This is a genomic window from Nonomuraea sp. NPDC050663 (genome assembly GCF_044456985.1).
In the GTDB taxonomy this organism is placed as follows: domain Bacteria; phylum Actinomycetota; class Actinomycetes; order Streptosporangiales; family Streptosporangiaceae; genus Nonomuraea.
In genome coordinates, this window is sequence record NZ_JBITGL010000023.1 from 43903 (window position 1) to 63874 (window position 19972).

The window sequence follows — 19972 nt, forward strand, 5'->3', positions numbered from 1 at the left end:
CCGTACATCTCGTACGGCGGAGCTTCCTGCTTTCAGTTGCCGAGCGTCAGCCAGCCGTTCAGGGTGGTGTCCTGGCCGGCGTTGGCGAAGCGCAGCGGCACGCCGTTGCGCAGCGGGTTGACGGCCCGCAGCACCAGCGTGTGCTCGCCCTTGCGCAGGCCGGGCAAGCCGGCGGTGAGCTCGGCCGGCTGGCCGGGCAGGATCTGCGACAGCCTCCACGGCGTCGTCCAGGTCCTGGTGATGCGGCCGTCGCGGCCGACGGCGGCCACCTGGACGGGCCAGTCGTAGGAGAACGGGGCCACGCCGTCGTTCTGGATCCGGACGGAGACGCCGCGGCGCTCGGTCTTCACGGACGTGACGCGCAGCCGGTAGCCCAGGGATTTGGCACTGGCCAGGGCCTTGTCGTAGGTCGCGCCCGTGTAGCCGGGGGTGAAGGCGTAGTGGTTGAGCAGCCAGGTGGCGTGGGTCTGGGCGACGCTCGTGGCGAAGTCCTCACTGGCGCAGGGCGTGGGGTCGAAGATGCAGCCCTGCAGTTCGGGCCGCAGCTCGCCGGCGACGGTGTTGGTCTTCCACTTGTCGGCTGTCCCGGCCTGGTTCATCAGGTCCATGAAGTGCCAGCCGGGTCCGGGCAGGGTGGAGTAGGCGAAGGAGTCGTCGTGGTAGCCCAGGTCGTGGGCCTTGTTGTCGGCGCCGGGATACCTGATCATGAGCCGCGTCCTGTCGAAGGCCTTGTCGTAGGCGTCGAGGACTCTGAGCTGCTGGGCCGGGGAGGCGAACCAGTTCTCGGTGCCCGGCTCCCCGTTGTGCGGCCAGGTGTGCCATTCGCCCCAGAAGCCCAGCAGGCCGAGCTGGACGAATCCCACGCGCGGGTCGCCGTCGTAGCGGCGGCCGAGCGCGGCGATGAACCGGTCGAGCGCGGCGACCAGGCGCGGGTCGTCGTAGTCGGGCGAGACGCTCTGGCCGTTGTTGCCGAAGTCGTCGTAGGGCCGGGTGAGCAGGCCGGCGTCCAGCAGGTACTGCGGGACGCCGCTGGGCTTGCCGGGGTAGTCGAGGTAGAAGCGGAACGCGGCCTGGTGGCCCCGGCCGGCGATCGTGTCCAACTGCTCTTCCAGCGCGCGCCAGTCGAAGCGGTGCGCACCCTTCATCACCGCGTTGAGCGGCAGGTAGAACCATTCCATCGAGTGCGGGAACGTGGCGTACTCCCCCGCGTAGGGGATGAAGCCCGCCAGCGGATTGACGTTCGGCGCCTCGCCCGCGGGCAGGTCCCGCCAGCCCGGCTGGGCGGCTAAGGCCGTGCCAGGGGCGGGCACCGCCGCCACGGCCGCGGCCAGGGCGGCGACGATCGTCACCCGGATCGACGTGCGGATCATCGAATTCCTCCTCGTGACTTATGAGCTAGCCTTGACAAATTTTCGATGAGCCACATCATTATTCGAGAGAGCCACCAAGGGCAAGAGGGAACTTTCTCCGGCCCCATCCCCCAGGAAGAGGCACCTCGATGAACACAAGGAAGCGGGTCGGCACCGCGCTGCTGTGCGGGCTGCTGGCGAGCTCCGCGCTCACCGCGTGCAGCAGTTCCGAGACGGCCGCCCCCGCTGCGGGCGGCAGCGAGCCGGTCACGCTCGACTACTGGCTGTGGGACGACAACCAGCTCGCCTCGTACCAGGCCTGCGCCGACGCCTTCGCCGCCGCGAACCCGGGCATCACCGTCAAGATCACCCAGACGGCCTGGGCGCAGTACTGGCAGAACCTGACCACCCAGCTGGCCGCCGGCGAGGCCCCCGACGTGTGGACCAACCAGGTCTCGTACTACCCGCAGTTCGTCTCCAGCCAGCAGATCCTCGACATCCAGCCCTACGTCGACGCCGAGAAGGTCGATCTGGCCCAGTACCAGGACGGCCTGGCCGACCTGTGGACCAAGGACGGCAAGCGCTACGGCCTGCCCAAGGACTGGGACACCGAGGCGGTGGTCTACAACAGCGACATGCTCGCCAAGGCCGGCGTCAAGCCCGAGGAACTGGCCGAACTCACGTGGAACCCGCAGGACGGCGGCGCCTTCGAGCAGGTCATCGCCAAGCTCACCGTCGACGACAAGGGCCGCAACGGCCTCGACCCGGCCTTCGACAAGGACAACGTCAAGATCTACGGCTACCAGCCGGAGTGGAACGACGGCTCCCAGGGCCAGAACGGCTGGGGCGAGCTGGCCGCCGCCAACGGCTGGACCTACCTCGACAAGAACCCGTGGGGCACCCAGTACAAGTACGACGACCCCAAGCTGATCGAGACCATCGCCTGGTACAAGGCGCTGACCGACAAGGGGTTCGCGCCGCGCTTCGACAAGCAGTCGACGCTCGGCATCGACGCGGTGATGAACTCCGGCAAGGCGGCGCTCACGATCGCGGGCTCCTGGACCATCAACACCTACCTGGGAGAGGGCGCCGAGCAGAAGTTCGCGCTCGCCCCGCTACCCGTCGGCCCGGTCGGCAGCCGCAAGAGCGCCATCAACGGCCTGTCGGACGCGATCTGGGCGGGCACCAAGAACAAGGACGCCGCGTGGAAGTGGGTGAAGTACCTCGGATCGAGCGCCTGCCAGGACGTGGTGGGCGGCAACGCCGTGGTCTTCCCCGCGATCAAGACCGCGACCGAGAAGGCGCTGGCCGCCCACAAGGCGAAGGGCCGCGACGTGCAGGTCTACGTCGACTACACCAAGACTCCCGGCGGCACGTTCCTGCTGCCCATCACCGAACACGGCACGGAGATCAGCCAGATCGTGCAGGACTCCCTGCAGGCGGTCATCCTCGGCCAGATCGAGCCCGCTGAGGCGCTGCAGAAGGCCAATCAGCAGGTCAACGGCCTGTTCGGCTGATCGTTCCACCGTCTGCCCCGTCCGGCGGGATCCCCCGGGTGCGCTCCCGCCGTACGGTCACCGCCGCTCTGCTCGAAGGAGAACCATGCCCCTGCTCGTCAACCTGGCCGGCCGCGACTTCGCGGTCGAGCTCGCCGGTTCCGAGCCCGTGATTCCCGTGACCGGCGGTGTCGTCCTGCCGCCGGGCCGGGTCGCGATCCTGCACGGCCTCGCCGACGCCCTGTTCTACCGCCACGGCCAGAACTCCTGGAGCCCGTGCGGGTGGCGCAGGCTCAGCGAGCCCCCGCTGCGGATCGCCAACCCGGAGCGGCGCCTGACCGCGGACGACACCGGGTGGGACGACCCGTCCCGCCACCACTCCTCGGCCGTGGCCGCGTTGCAGGGCGCGGACGGTCGCGTGCTGCTGCTGGGCTCTCTCGGACTGGGCACGCCCCGGCTCGCGGCGGACCACGACACCCTCGCCGGCTGGTGCGAGGAGGACGGCGCGCCCTGGTTCCTGGCCTACGGCACCGAGGCAGAGGTCTTCGCCCGCTACGCCGGCCTGCTGGCCGAGCGGATCGGCAGCAGCGAGCGGCGGGCCGGCAACGTGTGGTGCACCTGGTACGCCTACTACGAGGGCGTCACCGAGGAGCTCCTGAACAAGGACATCGCCGGGCTGGCCGGCCTGCCGTACGACGTCGTCCAGGTCGACGACGGCTGGGAGCAGGCAGTCGGCGACTGGGACCCCAACGACAAGTTCCCCTCCGGCATGCGCGCCCTGACCGAGCGGATCGGCGCCGCGGGCATGGTCCCCGGGCTGTGGCTGGCGCCGTTCATCGTGCTGCCCACCTCGCGGACGGCGCGCGAGCACCCCGAGTACCTGCTGCGCGACGCCGAGGGCCGGCCGGTCGTCGCGGGTCACAACTGGGGCACCTCCTACTGGGCCCTGGACCTGACCCATCCCGGCGTGCAGGACCACCTCACCCGGCTGATCCACCGCGTCGTGCACGAGTGGGGCTTCACCTACCTCAAGATCGACTTCATCAACGCCGGAGCGATCCCCGGAGTCCGGCACTCGGGCGCGCACCGCGAGCAGGCCTACCGGGACGGGCTCGAACTGATCAGGCGCGTCGCGGGCCCGGAGGCCTACCTGCTGGGCAGCGGCGGCCTGCTGCTGCCTTCGCTCGGGCTGATCGACGGGCTGCGCAGCGGCCCCGACGTCGCGCCTCTCTGGACCAACTACGCCACCGACGACCCCTCGGACGCCATGGCCTACAACGCGGTCGTGAACACGCTGCACCGGCTGTGGCAGTCGCCGCTGCTGCAGGTCGATCCCGACATCGTCTACTTCCGCAGCCGCCTGAACCTGCTCACCGACACCCAGATGGACTGGCTGAAGGACCTGGCCACCATCTGCGGGTTCAAGGCCGTCTCCGACCCGCCTTCCTGGCTGCGTCCCGACGAGCTCGGCCATCTGGCCGCCTACCTCGCGGAACAGCCGGAGATCGTCCGGCAGGGGCGGTACAGATTCGCCATCGACGGCCGCGTCGTCGACTTCGCCGCGGCGCTGGACCCGTCACGCCAGTATCCGATCTCCTGAGGAGCCGCTAGAATTTCGCTTCGACGAAGCATAATTGGGGGTACGGGGTGGCCGAGGTGGCCGGGGCCGATGTCAGCAGGCTCCGCGAACTCAACTCGCTCAACATCGTCCGGGCGATGCGGGGTCAGCCACCCGCGACCGTCACCGAACTCGCCGGCCGGATCGGCCTGTCCCGGCCGGGGACCGACGTCGTGGTCCGCGGCCTGGTCACCGACGGCTGGGTCAAGGTCGTCGAACCCGACGGCAGCACGGTGGGCCGCCCGGCCCGCCGCTACCGCTTCAACGCCGGCGCCGGTCACGTGCTCGGCGTCGACGTCGGCGCCCACAAGATCCTCATCCTGCTCGCCGACCTCGAAGGCCAGGTGCTGCACAGCCACCGCCTGCCGGTCTCCCCCGACGCCGACCCCGCCGCCCGGCTGGAGGCCGTCGACACCGCCATCACCCAGTGCCTGTCGGCCGCCGGCATGCGGCCCGACCGGATCTGGGCGGTGACGGTCGGCGTGACCGGCCCGGTCGACGCCACCGGCCGCACCACCCTGTTCACCCCGCTTCCCGGCTGGGGCACGGTCTCCCTCACCGAGCACCTCGCGGCCCGCTTCAGCTGCCCGATCCTCGTCGAGAACGACTGCAAGCTCGCCGCCGTGGCCGAACGCTGGCAGGGCGCCGCCCAGGACGCCGACGACATCGTCTACCTGCTCGCGGGCATGCGCACCGGCGCCGGCCTCATCCTCGACGGCACCCTGCGCCGGGGGTACGGCGGAGCGGCCGGAGAGATCGGCGCCCTCAAGGCGGTGCGGTGGCTGAGCGCGCCCTCGCACATCGAGAACTGCCCGGGAGTGCCCGACGACATCCACCCCAACGACAAGGCCGCCTGGGTCTTCGAGCGCGCCCGATCGGGCGACCGCGACGCCCGCGCCGCGCTGCGCCGCTACGTCAAGGACCTGGCCGTCGGCGCCGCCGCCCTCGTCCTGGCCCTCGACCCCCAGGTCGTCATCCTCGGCGGCGGCTACTCCCGCTCGGCCGACCTGCTCATCGACCCCCTGGAGCACGAGCTGGGCCGCCTGTGCCTGCGCGTTCCCGAGATCAGGGCGTCCCACCTGGGCGCCGACAGCGTCGCGCTCGGCGCGCTGCGCGTGGCGCTCGACCAGATCGACGCGCGGCTGTTCACGAACGGGATGCCCGCACCGCTCAACCACGCCCCGTAGCCGGCGCTCAGCCGACGGCGCCTATGACAACGGCGTTCGGGTCGAGCTCGACGGGCAGCCCGGCCACGGGGGTGAACGCGCCGGTGCGGGCGTCGACCGAGAAGTAGCCGTAGGAGTGCATCACGCCCTTCGACGCCAGATGGACCAGGACGTGCCCGTCGTCGATCCAGCCGACGATCCGCGAGCTCATCCACGCGGGGATCTCGTGCCGTGCAACGTCCTGCCCGGTCACCGCATCCATCACCATGACCGCGCCGGAGCCCGCTCTGGCCAGGTGCTTCCCGTCAGGGGAGTAGCCGGCGCCCGCGTCCACGCACGAGGGGAACGTGGTTGCGCCGTCGGCGCAGTCGTACTCGGCGGGTGTCGTCCGGCCGGTTTCCAGCTCGGTGAGGTGCGTCGTGCGTGAGGCGTCGACGCGGACGGCGACGTGCAGGCCGTCGAGCGAGAACGTGACCGTCGAGCGCTCGCTGAGTTCGGCGGCGGTGAGCTCGGGGCTGATGTCACGGGGGCCACGGCCGTCCAGGCCGGCCACCACCCAGCGGCGACGGAGCGCGTCCAGGTACGCGACCTGTTGGCCGTCACGACTGACCGCCACGGAGGGCGACCAGGTCATGATGCCCTCGCTCCTGATCTGCACGGCCGCGTTGCCGATCACCGTGCCGGCGGTGCATTCGAGCCCACTGCAGCTCCGGGTGCCGAGCAGGGCCGCGTACGTCGGATGGGTGTCGATCGTCAGGCCCCAACCGGCGCACAAGACGACGCCCGGCTCGTCCGGGAGGTCGTCCGCCCCGGAGGGGCAGGCCAGGGCCTGGGCGTATCGGATCGAGCCACGAATCGCCGGGGGCGTCCAGGCTGCCCACTCCCCGTACGGCAGGGCGAAGTCCACGGCGAAGCGGCCGGCGCCCTTGGGCGTCGTGCGCATCCAGCCGGGGTCGGCCTCGGCCAGAAGTGCCCCATCCCTGGTGAAGGTGAAGCCGCCCGAGGCGACCACCGCCGGGTTCGGCCGGGTGAGGGCCAGGTAGCCCGCCACCGCCCCGGCCAGGACGGTCAGCACGACGCCTGCCCTGACCAGCCGTCTGCCCAGGACGGCGCGGCGCACGGACCGCACGGTGCCGGTGAGATCGAACTCCGGTGGGTCGCCGGCGGGCTGGGGCGGCGCCTCGCCGGCCTCGCTCACCCGCAGGTCGTCGCGGGACACGTGGTCGCGGCCGTAGGCCACGGCCGCCACCCGCTCCTTCGGCACGCCGTCGGCAAGTGCCTTTCTGTACAGCGCCAGCCTGGCCATCGCGACGGGCGCGTGCTGGTGGGAGCGCCACCGGCCGCCGACGGCGACGAGCGCGTGTCGTACCAGGTGGAGGCTCTGCTGCTCGTCGCCGGTGAGGAGGTAGGCCGCCTGGGCCAGGTCCGGCCCGGCGCGGAAGGCCCATGCCCCGAAGTCTCTCGCCATAGGGGCGACAGGCTAGGAGACAAGGGTATGTCGCCGGTATGCCGCGCTAGCGGCGTGCGCGCTCCAGGGCGTCCCAGAAGCCGCGGCGAAGGGCGTGGCGCACCTCGTCGTGCAGCAGGAAGTCGATGGGCAGCGACGATCCCTGGAGCAGGCGCGCCTCCAGGTCGGAGGGCATGCGCGGCTTGCGTGCCAGCACCGCCTCCAGCCACAGTGCGGGCGCGTCGCGGGCGACGGACTCGCCGAAGTCGTGTCCCTCGCGGTGGGCGGCCTTGACCGCGTCGGCGAGCGTCGTCGCGGGGGCGTTGGCGGCGGCGGGCGGCGAGATCGGGGCTGCCTGGGGCCCGGTGTAGGCGCCGTGCGCGCCCGGCTGGTAGGTGCCGGCGCTGGAGGGCGTGGCGAACTGCCCGGTGGAGACGCCCGGCGTCGGCTGCGGGGCCGACGGGGGTTCCGGCGTGTAGCTGGGGTAGGCGGGCAGCGCGGGCGGGGCGGCGTGGGAGCGCGGCGGGCTGGCCGGGGCGGGCGGCTGCACCGGGGGCAGCGGCTGGTTCTGCGTGGGCGCGTTGGCGATCTGCGCCGAGGAGGTGGGAGGCGGCGGCGCGGCGACCGGCGGCAGCGGAGCGGACAGCGAGTGGGCGGCGGCCTGGCCGTTGCTGACGGGCTGGTGGCCGTTGGTCGGCTCGGGCATCCCGGTGACGAGGGAGACGTAGGGCCGCAGGTGCCCGCCGCCGATCTCGATGAGGTCGTCGCCCTCCTGGCGCAGCGAGCGCGAGACGGCCCAGCTGCCCTCGGCGGTGATGTGCACGACGGTCACGCGGATGCCCAGGTCCTGGGCGTCGCAGACGACCTGGGTCAGGTCTTCGTCGCCGCTGACCACGACGGCGTCGCAGATGGCGCTGTTGCGTGCCAGTGTCATCAGGTCGCGGTGGACCTGCGCGTCGACGCCCTCGCGGCGGCCTGGGCGGATGCGCGACAGGCGCAGCTTCAGGCCGGGGATGTCCGCCAGGGCGTCGTGCTCTGGGGTGCGACGGCCTTCGACGGTGGCCTCGTACCAGTAGCACCTGAGCAGGGGCAGCCCGGTGCGTTCGCGCGACAGGTTGGACAGCAGTTGCAGCAGTCCTGGATAGTCCCAGGCGACGGCCTCGCGATGGCGGGTGCCGTGCACGGCCATCGCGCCGTCGGCCAGCAGATAGCCAGCGTCCACGAACAGCGCGCAGCGATCCACGCGAATCCGCCCCTTTCTTGGTGGCCCGACATATCTGGCTCTGCACCGTCAGAGCCGGACTCGGCGGCCCTTTATCAGGGTAATCAAGCAGGTGATCGCGCGAGGGCTAATCCGGGCGATTCACCTCTGACGACCATTCCCGGAGACCGTACCAGTTTGTCCGTATTTGGTCACGAGTGTCATGAGCGTGCGGGCACGCTCACCGCGGCCACCCCGAAGAGCACGACGTCCTTCTTGGTGGCGAGTCTGAGCATCGGATCCGTTCCGAGCGTTGCTTCGACAGTATCGACGTCCACGCCGAACGTCAGCCCTTCCGCTCCGTTGGCCGAGCTGTCGAAGACATTGTCACGGTCACGGTCGCCTCCGCGCGGCGTCAGCGGCCCGTCGCCCAGCGAGACCCGGTCGCCGCCGAGGTCGGCATCGCCCTCCCAGGTGACCAGCTCGGCCCTGGCCGGGGTGGCCGTGGCGTGCAGGCCGCCCAGCGGCAGGGCGATCATCCCGTTCTGCCCTCCCACCACCGTCGCCGTGTCCATGACGACCGCCTGGCTGTACGGCTGGGCGGGATCGGTGGCGATGACCACCAGGCTCCAGCCGGCGTACTGCGAGACCCCCTCCCGCATCGGCATGTCCGCCGCCCACCACATCCCCTTCCGCTTGGACGCGTTGGCCACCAGCGCCGTCACATCGGCGTAGGCCTGATAGCCGGGTCCGGAGGGAAGGTCTCGCACGAGGACCTCCTCCGGCCTGATGTTCAGATACTCCTTGCGTCCGGGTGCCCGGAACTTGATGGGCCCACCGGCCGCCGATGCCGCGGACCAGTACAGACCCGCCCAGACCACCTGACCGGCCTGGGGCAGCTGGAGCCGGGCGCCGCTGGAGACCTTGGTGGTGGCCTCCCGGTCGTCGTCGCGGGAGCGCATGCTCCACAGGTCGTTGTCGCGTCTGTCGCCCTTGCGCGCCAGGGCGTCGCCGCAGCCGTCGCGGTCGCCGGCGCAGCTGAGCAGCGAGTTGCCCACGGCGCGCACGACGACCTTGCCGTCGGTGGCGAAGCGGGCCGGCGCGCCCGCCTGCCGTACCCCGGCCATGGCCTTGGCCCTGACCTGCTGGTCGCCCGACTGGATGTGCACGGCGGGCGCGACGCCCGCGGGCGCGTGGGCGGCGACGACGACCCTGAGGAAGACGGCGGTGGCCCGCCCGGCGGCCAGGGGACCGCGCGCGCACCTGGCTCCGCCCACGCGCGGCCGGCAGGACCAGCCGTCGACGGTGCCGACCGGAGCGACCGCGGCCACGCCCTGACCACGGTGGGCGGCGGGCACCAGGGTCACTCCCGGCGGCAGGTCGACGTCGGCCACGACCGGCTTGCTCGCGCCGTGACCCTCGTTGCGCAACCGCAGGCCCACGATGCCGGGATGGGCGCGGATCAAGGATCCGAGCGGGTCGATGGTGGCGCTCAGCCGTGCCGCGCCCGTCCGCGCGCGCGGCGGTGGCGGTGGCGCGGCGGTCGGGGTGGTCGTCGGCGGGACCGGCGTGGGCCTCACCTCCTGCTGTTCGACGACCGGAGGCGGCGGCAGGTGGCTGACGGAGGGCGCGAGCGCCTGGGGCGGCGCCTTGCGCGCCTTCTCCTCGCCGGACACCAGCATCAGCACGGCCGCCGCGGCCACCGCCGCCGCCGTGCCTCCCGCGACCGCCGCCTGCTGGTGCTTGGGGAGCCTGCGCAGGTGGCGCAGCTTGCCGAGCTGGCGAAAGGCGCTCGCGCCCCCGGCGACGCTGCCGCCCTTGGCGCACGCCGCGGCGTAGGCGGCGAAGACGGGTCCGGCGAACAGCGGGCCGACGACGACGCGCAGGCCGCGGTTGACGTCGGTCAGCTCCAGGAACACCGAGCGGCACTCGGCGCAGGTGCCCATGTGCTCGTCAACCACGCGGGAGTCGCGGCGGGCCAGGCCGCCGCGCACGTGGGCGCCCATCTTGCTGATCACCGGCCGGCAGGCCTGCTGCGGCGCGGTGGCCAGGTGCATCTGCAGGTAGGCCTGCCGCAGGCCCTCGCGGGCGCGGTAGGCGAGGGCGGCCACGCCGTTGGCCGACAGGCCGAGCAGGGGCGCGACGTCGGCGGGCTTGGCGTTCTCGACCTCGGTGTGCCACAACACGGCGCGCCAGCGGTCGGGCAGCGAAAGGAACGCCTTGGCGATCATCGACTGCTCAAGGCCGCTCAGCGCCGGATCCACGAAGGGCACGCCAGGATCGAACAGCTCGATCTCACCGGTCGTCACGGCACGCGACTCCACCCGGCTGCGGTCGTAGACCGTCCGGCGCACGACCGTCAGCAGGTAGGGCCGGAAGCCCGCCTCGGGGCCGCCTCCCCTGCCGACCAGGTCGAGGATCTTGGTGAACGACTCGGCCACGACGTCCTCGACCTCGGCGTCTCCCTTCACCATCTGGCGGGCCAGGGCCCGGGCCGCGGCAACGTGGCGCTGGTAGAGCTCGCCGTAGGCAGCGGCGTTTCCGGTTCTCACCGATTCAAGGAGATCCGCATCGCTTTGCGGCGATTCTGCACTCATAGTGACCTCACGATTACGCGGGGTTGCCTGGCGAATCATTCCGCATTTCGCGTCATGACTAAACCGAAGTCGCGTCTTTGCTCTTAGAAGGTTCGGAGGCGAGATGAACGAGGACACCCCGGGGTCACTTCGTGCCAGGTGGCGCAAACGGAGCATGCGGGCCGGATGGTCCATGCCCGGGGACTGGTGGGTGCCTGCGGTCGAGCAGGCGGGCGAGGCCGTGCTGAGGGGCCACGACGTCGTCCGCGCCTGTCTCGCCCTCGGCGATGCCCGGGCCCGCGCGGGGGTCGGCATCGCCGAGGGCCTGACCGACCTGGCGGCGCTCTACGCGTCGCTGGGGCTGGAGCCGCCGTTCGAGGCGCTGCGCTCGTTCGCCGCCGGATGGACGGAGGCGACCTTCGCGCCCATGGCGGAACTGTCCTGCGAGGACCCGCTCACCGGGCTGGTGACCGTCGCCTACCTGCGCACCCGGCTGGCCGAGCTGTACCGGGGCGCGACGGCGGGCAGGCACCGGCTCGTGGTCGCCGAGCCGCTCCGGAGGGGAGAGGAGCTGGCCGAGCGCCTGGCGGCCACGTTCAACCTGGCCGAGCAGCTGCGCTCGGTCTTCCCCGGCGGGCAGACGCTGGCCCTGCTCGGGTCTGCGCGCGTGGGCGCGCTCACCCCGCACTCCCGCTCGCTGCCGGCGCGGGTCAGGCTGCTGTACGGCATGCGCGTACGGGTGCTGCGGCTGCCCGGCAGGTACGAGGAGGCCCTGAAGATGCTGAGGTCACTACGCTGATGGGCATGACCGATCGCGAGAACCTGCTGGCCGAGATCCAGAAGAAGGCCGTCGTCCACGGCAAGGTGATCCTCTCCTCGGGCCTGGAGTCCGACTGGTACCTCGACCTGCGCCGCATCACCCTCGACGGGGTGGCTGCGCCGCTGGTCGGCCGGGTGATGCTCGACCTGACCGCGGACCTCGACTTCGACGCCGTGGGCGGGCTCACGCTGGGCGCCGACCCGGTGGCCACCTCGATGCTCCACGCCGCCGCGGCTCGTGGCCGCACGCTTGACGCCTTCGTGGTCAGGAAGGCCGCCAAGCAGCACGGCATGCAGCGGCGCATCGAGGGTCCCGACATCTCCGGGCGCCGCGTGCTCATCGTGGAGGACACCTCGACCACGGGCGGCTCGCCGCTGACGGCGGTGGAGGCGGCGCGCGAGGCGGGCGCCGAGGTCGTCGCGGTGGCCACCATCGTGGAGCGGGGTGCGGCGGGGCGCATGGCCGAGGAGGGTGTGGCGTACCGATCCGCTTTCACACTGGCGGATTTCGGGCTATAGGTTCCCGTTTCCTCCTGGAAACATCTCGGTAATTCGCACGAATCGGATCACGGTCACCTTAGTGGCATACCACTAAGGAACGGCCGTGATCCCTGCACTCGAACTCCATGACGTAGCCAAGTCCTTCGGCCCCGTCCGCGCCCTGTCGGGTGTCTCCCTCACCGTCCAGGCGGGCGAGGTGCACTGCGTGCTCGGCGAGAACGGCGCGGGCAAGTCCACCCTCTGCAACCTGGTCAACGGCGGCGTCTCGCTGGAGCGCGGCACGATGACCCTGTACGGCGAGCCGTACAGGCCCTCCCGCCCCACCGACGCGCTGGCCGCCGGGGTGGCCATGGTGCACCAGCACTTCAGCCTCGTCCCCACCCTCACGATCGCCGAGAACCTCCTGCTGGCCAGGGGCACCCGGCTGCGCCCGCGCAGGCGCGAACTCCACGAGGGCCTGGCGCGCATCGAGGAGACCTACGGCCTGAGCGTCCCCCTCGACGAGCTCGCCGGACACGTGCCGGTCGGCGTGCGGCAGCAGGCCGAGATCATCAAGTGCCTGCTGCGCGACCCGCGCCTGCTCCTGCTCGACGAGCCCACCGCCGTGCTCGGGCCCGCCGACGTCGACGCCCTGCTGGCCACCTGCCGCCGCATCGCGGAGGCGGGCAAGGCCGTGGTGCTGGTCACCCACAAGCTCGGCGAGGTCACCCGCGCGGGCGACAACGCCACGGTCCTTCGCGGCGGCACCGTCGCGGGCGCCGGGCCGCTGGCCGGATTCGACGCGGAGGACCTCGTCGAGCTGATGGTCGGCCGCCCGATGAGCGACCTCGACCCGCTGCTCGTCGCGAGCGTGGACGCGAACACGACCTCCCGCGAAGCCGTACGGATCACCGCAGAACCGGTCTTCCGCGCCCACGGGCTCACCCTGCGCCGCACCGACGGCACCCTCGCCCTCGACGGCGTCGACCTGGAGATCGCCCCCGGCGAGATCGTCGGCGTGGCCGGGGTGGAGGGCAACGGGCAGAGCGAGCTCGTCACGGTGCTCAGCGGCGCGGTGCCGCCCGACTCCGGAAGCTTCCTGCTGGGCGAGCACAACCTGACCTTCGCCACGCCGCGCCGGCGCACCGCCGCCGGGCTCGGTGTCATCCCCGAGGACCGCCACCACGAGGGCTGCGTGCCCGCCATGTCGATCGCCGAGAACCTGTTCCTGCCGCGGCTGCCGGAGTTCGCGCGGCGCGGCCTGCTCGACCGCCCGGCCCTGCACGAGGCCGCCGCGCGGGTCATCGAGGAGCACGGCATCCGCGCCCCCGGGCCGTCGGCGAGGATGAGCACGTTGTCGGGAGGCAACCAGCAGAAGGTCGTCGTCGCCCGCGAGCTGGCGCTCGACCCGCTCGTCTGCCTGGTCGCCGCCCAGCCCACCCGCGGACTCGACATCGGCGCGGTCGACGCCGTGCTCGGCCGCATCCGGTCCGCCGCCGAAGCGGGAGCGGCGGTCCTGGTGATCTCCAGCGAGCTCTCCGAACTGCTGGCCCTGTGCCACCGCATCGTGGTCGCCTACCGCGGCCGCCTCCTGGGCCCGGTCCCCGCCGCCGCGCCGCAGGCCCGCGACGAGATCGGCCGCCTGATGGTGGGAGCCGCCGCATGAGGTCCAACGCGCTTGTCGTGTACGGCGGAGCCGCGCTGGCCGCCCTGCTCGCCGGAGCCCTGCTCGCGCTGGGCGGCGGCGCCTCCCCCGTGCAGGCGGGCGTCGCCCTCTGGGAAGGCATGTTCGGCAGCGCCTACGCGATCGGCAGCTCACTCAACACCGCCGCCGCGCTCGGCCTCATCGCCACCGGCTTCACCGTCGCCCACCGCGCCGGCCTGGTGAACGTCGGCGGCGAGGGCCAGCTCTGCGCGGGCGGCATCGCCGCCACCTTCGCCGGCGTCTCCCTGCCCGACGGGACACCCGCCCTGGTGGCCCTCCCCCTGGCGCTGCTCGCGTCCTTCGCCGCCGGCGGCGCGTGGGCCGCGATCGCCGCCTGGCTGAAGGTGGCGCGCGGCACCAGCGAGGTCATCACCACGCTGCTGCTGAACTTCGTGGGCCTGGCCATGGTGCTGCTCGTCGTGCACGAGGAAGGGCTGCTGCGCCAGCCGGTCACCTCCAGCCAGACCCTGCCGCAGTCGGAACCGCTGATCGAGGGGGCCAGGCTGCCAATGCTGGGGCTGGAGGGCTCCCCCGCCACGATCGCCTGCCTGATCGCGGCCGTGGCCGCCGCGGTGGTGGCCGTCCTGCTTCGCCGTACGGCGACCGGCACCAGGCTCACCGCGGTCGGGCACTCGGTCACGGCGGCTGCGCGGCTCGGCCTGCCCGTGCGGCGCCTGCAGTTCTGGTCGCTGACCTCCGCGGGAGGGCTCGCCGGAACGGCCGGTGGCGCGCTCGTCGCCACCACGCCGTTCGTGCTGGCCGAGAGCTTCTCCTCCGGCTACGGCTTCGCCGGACTCGTCGTGGGGCTGCTCGCGCGCGGCTCCCTGGCGGCGGTCGGCGGCGTCGCCCTGCTGTTCGGCCTGCTGGCGTCGGGCGGCATGAACCTGCAGCTGGCCGCCGGGGTGCCCGCCTCGTCGGTGCAGATCGTGCAGAGCCTGCTGACCATCTTCATCGCCGGAGCGGTGATCCTGCGGAGGACGTCATGAGCGCATTCGTCGAGCTGGCGGAGGGCGGCGTACGGCTGGCCGTACCGCTGCTGCTGGCCTCCGCCGGAGAGCTGGTCAGCGAGCGGGCCGGGGTGCTCATCCTGAGCGTCGAGGGCATGATGCTGACCGGCGCCTTCGCCGGCGCGGTCGGGGCGTCGATGACCGGGAGTCCGTGGGCGGGCGTCGGGTTCGCCCTGGTCGCCGGGCTGCTGGCGGCGCTGCTGCAGGCCGTGCTGAGCGTGACGCTCAGGGCCGATCAGATCGTCACCGGCATCGCCGCCAACGCCCTGGCGCTCGGCGGCACCACCTACGGAGCCCGGCTGTTCTTCACCGACGGGCGCTCCGTGCCGGGCTTCGAACCGGTGCTCGGGCCTCTGACCGTGCTCGGCTACGTCGGCCTGGCCGTCGTGGCGGCGATCGGCCTGCTGCTCTCGCGGCGCACCGGCTACGGCCTGGCCGTCGACGCCGCGGGGGCCGACGCCGTGGCCGCCGACCGCACGGGACTGCCCGTCGCGGCCATCCGCTACGGCGTGGTGCTGCTCACCGGGCTCACCTCCGCCCTGGCCGGGGCGCAGCTGGCCCTGGCCGAGGTGCACGCCTTCACCGACAACCTCACCGCCGGGGTCGGCTACCTGGCCGTCGTCGCGGTGATCGCCGGCCGCTGGCGCGCCTGGCCCACCGCCGTGGCCTGCCTGTTCTTCGGGATCGCGCAGGCCCTGCAGTTCACCGCACCGCTGCTCGGGCTGCACCTGCCGACTGCCGTGCTGGTCATGTCGCCCTACCTGATCGCCCTGGTGGCCGTGAGCGGGCTGGTGGGCAGCAGCCGCGCACCCGCGGGGCTGACCGTGCCGTTCCATCGAGAGAGCCGTTGATGACCCTGATCCTCACCCGTTCCGACGTCCAGGCCCTGATCGGCATGCCGGAGGTGATCGACGCGGTACGGCGGGCGCATGCCGACCATGCCCGGGGGCTGGCGGCGCTGCCCGCGCCCCCGGTGATGCGGCTGCCCGGCTCCGAGGCGGCGTTCGTCCCGATGGCCGCCGCCTCCGCTCCGGCCGGGCTGGCGAGCGTGAAGCTGCTGACCGACCTGCCGGGGGCGCAGCGCTCGACCATCCTGGCGGTGTCGGCCGCCGACGGGGGCTGCGCCGCCGTCGTGGACGGCTCGACGGTCACCCGCTTCCGCACCGCGGCGGCCACCGCGGTCGCGACCGAGGCCCTGGCCAGGCCGGACAGCCGCACCCTCGGCCTGATCGGGGCCGGAGCGCTCGCGCACGCCCATCTGGCGGCCATCCGCACCGTGCTCCCGATCGAGCGGGTGGTGGTGTGGAGCAGGAACCCGGCGACCGCCAGGGCCTTCGCCGCCGCCACGGGCGCCGAGGTCATGGACGGCCCCGAGAAGGTGATCGCCGTGTCCGACGTGGTGTGCACGCTCACCCCCTCCCGCGAACCCCTCGTGCGCGGCGCCTGGTTCCACGAAGGGCTGCACGTCAACGCCGTCGGCGCGCCGCCGCGCCCCGACCACCGCGAGATCGACTCCGAGGGCGTCGCACGCTCGCGCGTGATCGTCGACAGCCGCTCGTCAGCCCTGCACGAGTCGGGCGACGTCGTCATCCCTCTCGCGGAGGGCGTGGTCGACGCCGCCCACGTCTCAGACGAGCTCGGCGAGGTCCTGGTGGGCGCCCGTCCTGGGCGCTCGTCACGCGAACAGATCACCCTGTTCAACTCGATGGGCGTCGGCCTGCAGGACCTGGCGACCGTGCGGCTGCTGATCGACACCGCCCGGGAGCGCGGCATCGGCACCCGCGTCGACCTCACGCAATGAACCCTTACGCGGCGGAAATGCCCTCGAAACACCTCCCCGATTCCATAGCGGTATACCGTTAATTGCTAGGAGCCCCCATGCACAAGCAGGTCCTCGCCCTCGTCCTCACCGGGCTCGCAGTCACCGCCTGCGGCGGGTCACCCTCCGAGCCCAGCGGTTCCAAGCTCCGCGTCGGAGTCCTGTTCCCCGGCAACCTGTCCGACGACGGCTTCATGGAGTCCAGCTACGGCGGCTACCAGCGCCTGGAGCAGGCCGGGCAGGTCGAACTGGCCAAGATCGAGCAGGTCCCCGCCGCCGACTACCAGCAGGCCCTGTCCACCCTGGCCGCCAAATCCGACCTCGTCGTCGCCTTCGGCGGCCAGACCGACGCCGTCCTGCGCCAGATCGCCCCGACCTTCCCCAAGGTCAAGTTCGTGGAGGTCGGCGGACCCTCCGACGCCGCGCCGCTGACCAACCTCGCCTACTACGACCCCAAGCAGGCCGACGGTGGGCTCCTCGCCGGCGCCTACGCGGCGCTGACCTCCAAGAGCGGCAAGGTCGCCTTCGTCGGCGGCCTCGAACTGCCCGCGATCGTCAACACCGCCAACGAGTTCGCCAAGGGCGCCAAGCTCGCCAAGGACGACATCGAGGTCCTGGCGCCACAGTACGTGGGCGACTTCAACGACGTCGCCAAGGCCAAGCAGGCCGGGCAGGCGCTCGTCGGCGGCGGGGCCGACGTGTTCGGCCAGCAGCTCAACCTTGGCCGCCAGGGGCTGGTCCAGGCCGCCGGCGAGGGCTCGGGATCGGTCATCTCCGGGCCGCTGGTGAAGGAGTGCGGGTCGGAGCCGGGAGTGATCGGGTACGCCAAGACGGACACGGGGGCGGCGCTGGAGTACGCGGTCAAGGCGGCGCTGGACGGGAGCTGGAAGGCGGAACAGAAGGCGTTCGGGGTGGCATCGGGGCTGGGAGCGTCGGACCTGGTGTTGTGCGGGGCCACGCCCGAGGTGACGGCGAAGCTCGACGAGATCAAGAAGCAGCTCGCCTCGGGAGCCATCAAGACCCCGTAATCACAGGCGCGAGAGCTCCTCCAGTTCCACGCGCGCCAGGGCCGCTCGCCTGGCGTCGCCTGCCGAGTCGACGATCTGCAACGCCTTCGTCTGCGCCTGGCGGGCCTCTTCGATCCGGCCCACTCTCCTCAGCGCGATGCCCAGCCGGTGCCACGTGCCCCCCACGGCCGTCGCCGTCGGGTGCGCGAGGAGGTTGGGAAGGGCCTCCTCAAGCGCGTCGACAGCGTCCTGTGCGCGGTCCAGCGTCAGATAGGTGGCGCCGAGCTCACGCAGGGCGACCCCCAGGCTGAAGCTGACGATCGCCGGCGAACCGCCGTAGCCGGGATCGCGCAGCTTGGCCACGAGTGCCATGCTGCGCTCCATGGCCTCCTCCAGCCGGCCCGCCCTCCGCAGGGCGGCGGTGTACGTCGACTCGGCCTGGGGGTGACCTTCGAGGTCTCCTGCTTCCAGGAGAAGGTCGGCCGACCGGCGGGAGTAGTCGAGGTAGCGCTCCTGCGCCTCCGGCACGCTCCCGACCGCCCAGCCGGCATAGGCCAGAGCCCACCCCTGCTGGCGGATGTCACCGACCTCCCCGGCCAGGGAGAACGCCCGCAACGCCACCTGCTCGGCCTCCTCGACGCGGCCCTCGCACACGGTCAGCGCCCAGGACAGGTAGTTCAGGTGAACGGCCTCCTGAGCCTGGTCGCCCATGGTCCGTGCCGCCGTCGAGGACAGCTCGAAGATCTCCCTCCAGTGCCCCCAGTGGACCCACTGGTCGGAGAACCAGTGCATGGACTCCGCCACCTCGACCACCGTCGCGTGCTCCCCGCGGCGCGACGCGGAGCGCAGCGCCTCCAGCCAGGCGGCGCCCTCCGCCTGCAGCCAGTCCTTCGCCTCGCCCTTGCTGCCGAGCGCCACGATGGACCGCCATCCGGGCGGCGGCGCGCCGTAGCCGGGTTCGAACCAGCGCCCCGCCACCACGGCGACCTCCAGCAGCCAGTCCTCCATGCACCGCCGGGCTCGTTCCCGCTCCTCGACCGGCTCCTCTTCGGCCAGCCGGGCGCGGGCGTAGAGCCTGACGAGGTCGTGGAAGCGGTAGCGGGCCGGGTGGGGTGACTGCAGCAGCCCCAGGTCGACCAGCTCCTCGAGGGCGTCCTCCGCCTCCTCCAGGTCGCTCTTGGTGAGGACCGAGGCCAGGGACGCGGCGAAATCGGGCGCGGCGGCCAGGCCGAGCGAACGGAACGCCCGACGGGCGGCCGGGGTCAGCTGCGTGTACGACAACGCGAAGGCCGCCGCGACCTCCAGGTCGCCGGCCGCCAGGCCGTCCAGGCGGCGTTCCTCGTCGCCGAGCCGCCGCGACAGCTGCCTGATCGTCCAGCCCGGCCTGCTCTGCAGCCGGTTGCCCGCGATGCGCATGGCCAGGGGCAGGTGGCCGCAGAGCCGGACGAGCTCGTCGACCGCGCCTGGTTCCGCCGCCGCGCGGGCGTCGCCGACGATGGCGCGCAGGAGCTGCGCCGCCTCCTCGTCGCCGAACTGGTTCAGGGCCAGCTGGCGCACACCTTCGAGCCCGGCGAGCGGGCGGCGGCTGGTGATCAGGGTCATGCTCGGTCCGTCGCCCGGCAGCAGGGGGCGCACCTGGGCCTCGTCGGCCGCGTTGTCGAGCACGATCAGGCAGCGCCGTCCGGCGAGCACGGAGCGGTAGTGCCCGGCGCGCTCCTGCTCGTCGGTGGGGATGGTGCGTTCCGGCACACCCAGCGCCTTCAGCAGGCGCGACAGGGCGCTCCCGCTGTCCAGCGGGTCGGCGTCCATGCCGTTCAGATCGAGGAAGAACCGGCCGTCGGGGAAGAGGTCGGCGAGCTGACCCGCGGCGTGCACGGCGAGCGCGGTCTTGCCCATGCCGGCCGTACCCCAGACCGTCGTGGTGAGGGCGGGGCCGTCGCCGCCGCGCCGTACGGCCAGCCCGCGCAGCAGGCCGAGCTCGTGCCCGCGGCCGGTGAAGTCGCCGATCCCGCGCGGCAGCTCGCAGACCCCCGCGGCGGGAGCCGGGCGCGGCCGGCCGGTGCGGGCCGCGCCGAGGAGCGCATCGTGGTCCCCGGGCGACAACCGCAGCGCCTCGGCCAGCGCGGCGACGGTACGGCGCTGCGGACCCCGGCTGACGCCCCGTTCCATGTCGCTGATCGCCCGCCCGCTCACTCCTGACAGGTGGGAGAGGTCCTCGATGGTCAGATCGGCCCGCTGCCGATGGGACCTCAGCAGCGCCCCGAACGCCGTCGGTTCCATCG

Annotated in this window: 15 protein-coding genes; 10 read left to right on the forward strand and 5 right to left on the reverse strand. The window is 72.4% G+C overall.

Features of this window, described 5'->3' with window-relative positions; all coding sequences use genetic code 11:
• Positions 1 to 32 precede the first annotated feature (32 nt).
• The gene (locus ACIBH1_RS43325) at positions 33 to 1370 is read right to left on the reverse strand and encodes a hypothetical protein (RefSeq protein WP_397319932.1); all 1338 of its coding nucleotides are present in this window, start codon (positions 1368 to 1370) and stop codon (positions 33 to 35) included.
• A 128-nt stretch (positions 1371 to 1498) separates the two neighbouring features.
• On the opposite strand from ACIBH1_RS43325, the gene ACIBH1_RS43330 reads away from it, so the two are divergent.
• The 3 genes from ACIBH1_RS43330 to ACIBH1_RS43340 all read left to right on the forward strand — a co-directional run bounded on the left by ACIBH1_RS43330 (position 1499) and on the right by ACIBH1_RS43340 (position 5650).
• Positions 1499 to 2866: an ABC transporter substrate-binding protein gene (locus ACIBH1_RS43330; RefSeq protein WP_397319933.1), complete on the forward strand. Its 1368-nt coding sequence runs from the start codon at positions 1499 to 1501 to the stop codon at positions 2864 to 2866.
• An 85-nt stretch (positions 2867 to 2951) separates the two neighbouring features.
• The gene (locus ACIBH1_RS43335) at positions 2952 to 4445 is read left to right on the forward strand and encodes a glycoside hydrolase family 36 protein (RefSeq protein ID WP_397319934.1); all 1494 of its coding nucleotides are present in this window, start codon (positions 2952 to 2954) and stop codon (positions 4443 to 4445) included.
• A 56-nt stretch (positions 4446 to 4501) separates the two neighbouring features.
• On the forward strand, positions 4502 to 5650 hold the full coding sequence (locus tag ACIBH1_RS43340) for an ROK family protein (RefSeq protein ID WP_397319935.1): 1149 nt from the start codon (positions 4502 to 4504) through the stop codon (positions 5648 to 5650).
• Between the two features lie 7 nt (positions 5651 to 5657).
• Here ACIBH1_RS43340 and ACIBH1_RS43345 read toward each other — a convergent pair whose 3' ends face one another.
• From ACIBH1_RS43345 to ACIBH1_RS43355, 3 genes are all read right to left on the reverse strand, one after another.
• Positions 5658 to 7097 carry a hypothetical protein gene (locus ACIBH1_RS43345; protein ID WP_397319936.1) on the reverse strand — a complete coding sequence of 480 codons (1440 nt, stop codon included), beginning with the start codon at positions 7095 to 7097 and terminating at the stop codon, positions 5658 to 5660.
• 46 nt (positions 7098 to 7143) lie between these two features.
• Positions 7144 to 8319, reverse strand: a complete 1176-nt coding sequence (locus ACIBH1_RS43350) for an NYN domain-containing protein (RefSeq protein ID WP_397319937.1) — start codon at positions 8317 to 8319, stop codon at positions 7144 to 7146.
• A 179-nt stretch (positions 8320 to 8498) separates the two neighbouring features.
• Positions 8499 to 10829 (reverse strand): sigma-70 family RNA polymerase sigma factor, encoded by a 2331-nt coding sequence (locus tag ACIBH1_RS43355; RefSeq protein WP_397319938.1) that lies wholly within the window; start codon positions 10827 to 10829, stop codon positions 8499 to 8501.
• 148 nt (positions 10830 to 10977) lie between these two features.
• On the opposite strand from ACIBH1_RS43355, the gene ACIBH1_RS43360 reads away from it, so the two are divergent.
• The 7 genes from ACIBH1_RS43360 (at position 10978) to ACIBH1_RS43390 (ending at position 17711) form a co-directional block, all read left to right on the forward strand.
• Complete coding sequence (locus tag ACIBH1_RS43360; protein ID WP_397319939.1) at positions 10978 to 11652, forward strand: hypothetical protein; 675 nt, start codon at positions 10978 to 10980, stop codon at positions 11650 to 11652.
• A gap of 5 nt (positions 11653 to 11657) precedes the next feature.
• The gene (pyrE, locus tag ACIBH1_RS43365; protein WP_397319940.1) at positions 11658 to 12191 is read left to right on the forward strand and encodes an orotate phosphoribosyltransferase; all 534 of its coding nucleotides are present in this window, start codon (positions 11658 to 11660) and stop codon (positions 12189 to 12191) included.
• A gap of 85 nt (positions 12192 to 12276) precedes the next feature.
• On the forward strand, positions 12277 to 13818 hold the full coding sequence (locus tag ACIBH1_RS43370; protein WP_397319941.1) for an ABC transporter ATP-binding protein: 1542 nt from the start codon (positions 12277 to 12279) through the stop codon (positions 13816 to 13818).
• Positions 13815 to 14843, forward strand: coding sequence for an ABC transporter permease (locus ACIBH1_RS43375; protein WP_397319942.1), 1029 nt, complete (start codon positions 13815 to 13817; stop codon positions 14841 to 14843). The genes ACIBH1_RS43370 and ACIBH1_RS43375 overlap by 4 nt, the downstream gene beginning before the upstream one ends.
• The gene (locus ACIBH1_RS43380) at positions 14840 to 15715 is read left to right on the forward strand and encodes an ABC transporter permease (RefSeq protein WP_397319943.1); all 876 of its coding nucleotides are present in this window, start codon (positions 14840 to 14842) and stop codon (positions 15713 to 15715) included. Before ACIBH1_RS43375 ends, ACIBH1_RS43380 begins: the two co-directional genes overlap by 4 nt.
• Positions 15715 to 16665, forward strand: a complete 951-nt coding sequence (locus ACIBH1_RS43385; protein WP_397319944.1) for an ornithine cyclodeaminase family protein — start codon at positions 15715 to 15717, stop codon at positions 16663 to 16665. Before ACIBH1_RS43380 ends, ACIBH1_RS43385 begins: the two co-directional genes overlap by 1 nt.
• Positions 16666 to 16742: 77 nt before the next feature.
• Positions 16743 to 17711 (forward strand): BMP family protein, encoded by a 969-nt coding sequence (locus tag ACIBH1_RS43390; RefSeq protein WP_397319945.1) that lies wholly within the window; start codon positions 16743 to 16745, stop codon positions 17709 to 17711.
• Here ACIBH1_RS43390 and ACIBH1_RS43395 read toward each other — a convergent pair whose 3' ends face one another.
• Entirely contained in the window at positions 17712 to 19970 is a 2259-nt protein-coding gene (locus tag ACIBH1_RS43395; protein WP_397319946.1) for an ATP-binding protein, read from the reverse strand.
• Positions 19971 to 19972: the final 2 nt, after the last annotated feature.

What these genes read in the sequence shown, in the direction of transcription:
- ACIBH1_RS43395 (WP_397319946.1), bottom strand. Translation starts at nt 19,970, where the DNA reads ATGGAACCGACGGCGTTCGGGGCGCTGCTGAGGTCCCATCGGCAGCGG.
- ACIBH1_RS43325 (WP_397319932.1), bottom strand. Translation starts at nt 1,370, where the DNA reads ATGATCCGCACGTCGATCCGGGTGACGATCGTCGCCGCCCTGGCCGCG.
- ACIBH1_RS43330 (WP_397319933.1), top strand. Translation starts at nt 1,499, where the DNA reads ATGAACACAAGGAAGCGGGTCGGCACCGCGCTGCTGTGCGGGCTGCTG.
- ACIBH1_RS43335 (WP_397319934.1), top strand. Translation starts at nt 2,952, where the DNA reads ATGCCCCTGCTCGTCAACCTGGCCGGCCGCGACTTCGCGGTCGAGCTC.
- ACIBH1_RS43380 (WP_397319943.1), top strand. Translation starts at nt 14,840, where the DNA reads ATGAGCGCATTCGTCGAGCTGGCGGAGGGCGGCGTACGGCTGGCCGTA.
- ACIBH1_RS43390 (WP_397319945.1), top strand. Translation starts at nt 16,743, where the DNA reads ATGCACAAGCAGGTCCTCGCCCTCGTCCTCACCGGGCTCGCAGTCACC.
- ACIBH1_RS43375 (WP_397319942.1), top strand. Translation starts at nt 13,815, where the DNA reads ATGAGGTCCAACGCGCTTGTCGTGTACGGCGGAGCCGCGCTGGCCGCC.
- ACIBH1_RS43385 (WP_397319944.1), top strand. Translation starts at nt 15,715, where the DNA reads ATGACCCTGATCCTCACCCGTTCCGACGTCCAGGCCCTGATCGGCATG.
- pyrE (WP_397319940.1), top strand. Translation starts at nt 11,658, where the DNA reads ATGACCGATCGCGAGAACCTGCTGGCCGAGATCCAGAAGAAGGCCGTC.
- ACIBH1_RS43345 (WP_397319936.1), bottom strand. Translation starts at nt 7,097, where the DNA reads ATGGCGAGAGACTTCGGGGCATGGGCCTTCCGCGCCGGGCCGGACCTG.
- ACIBH1_RS43360 (WP_397319939.1), top strand. Translation starts at nt 10,978, where the DNA reads ATGAACGAGGACACCCCGGGGTCACTTCGTGCCAGGTGGCGCAAACGG.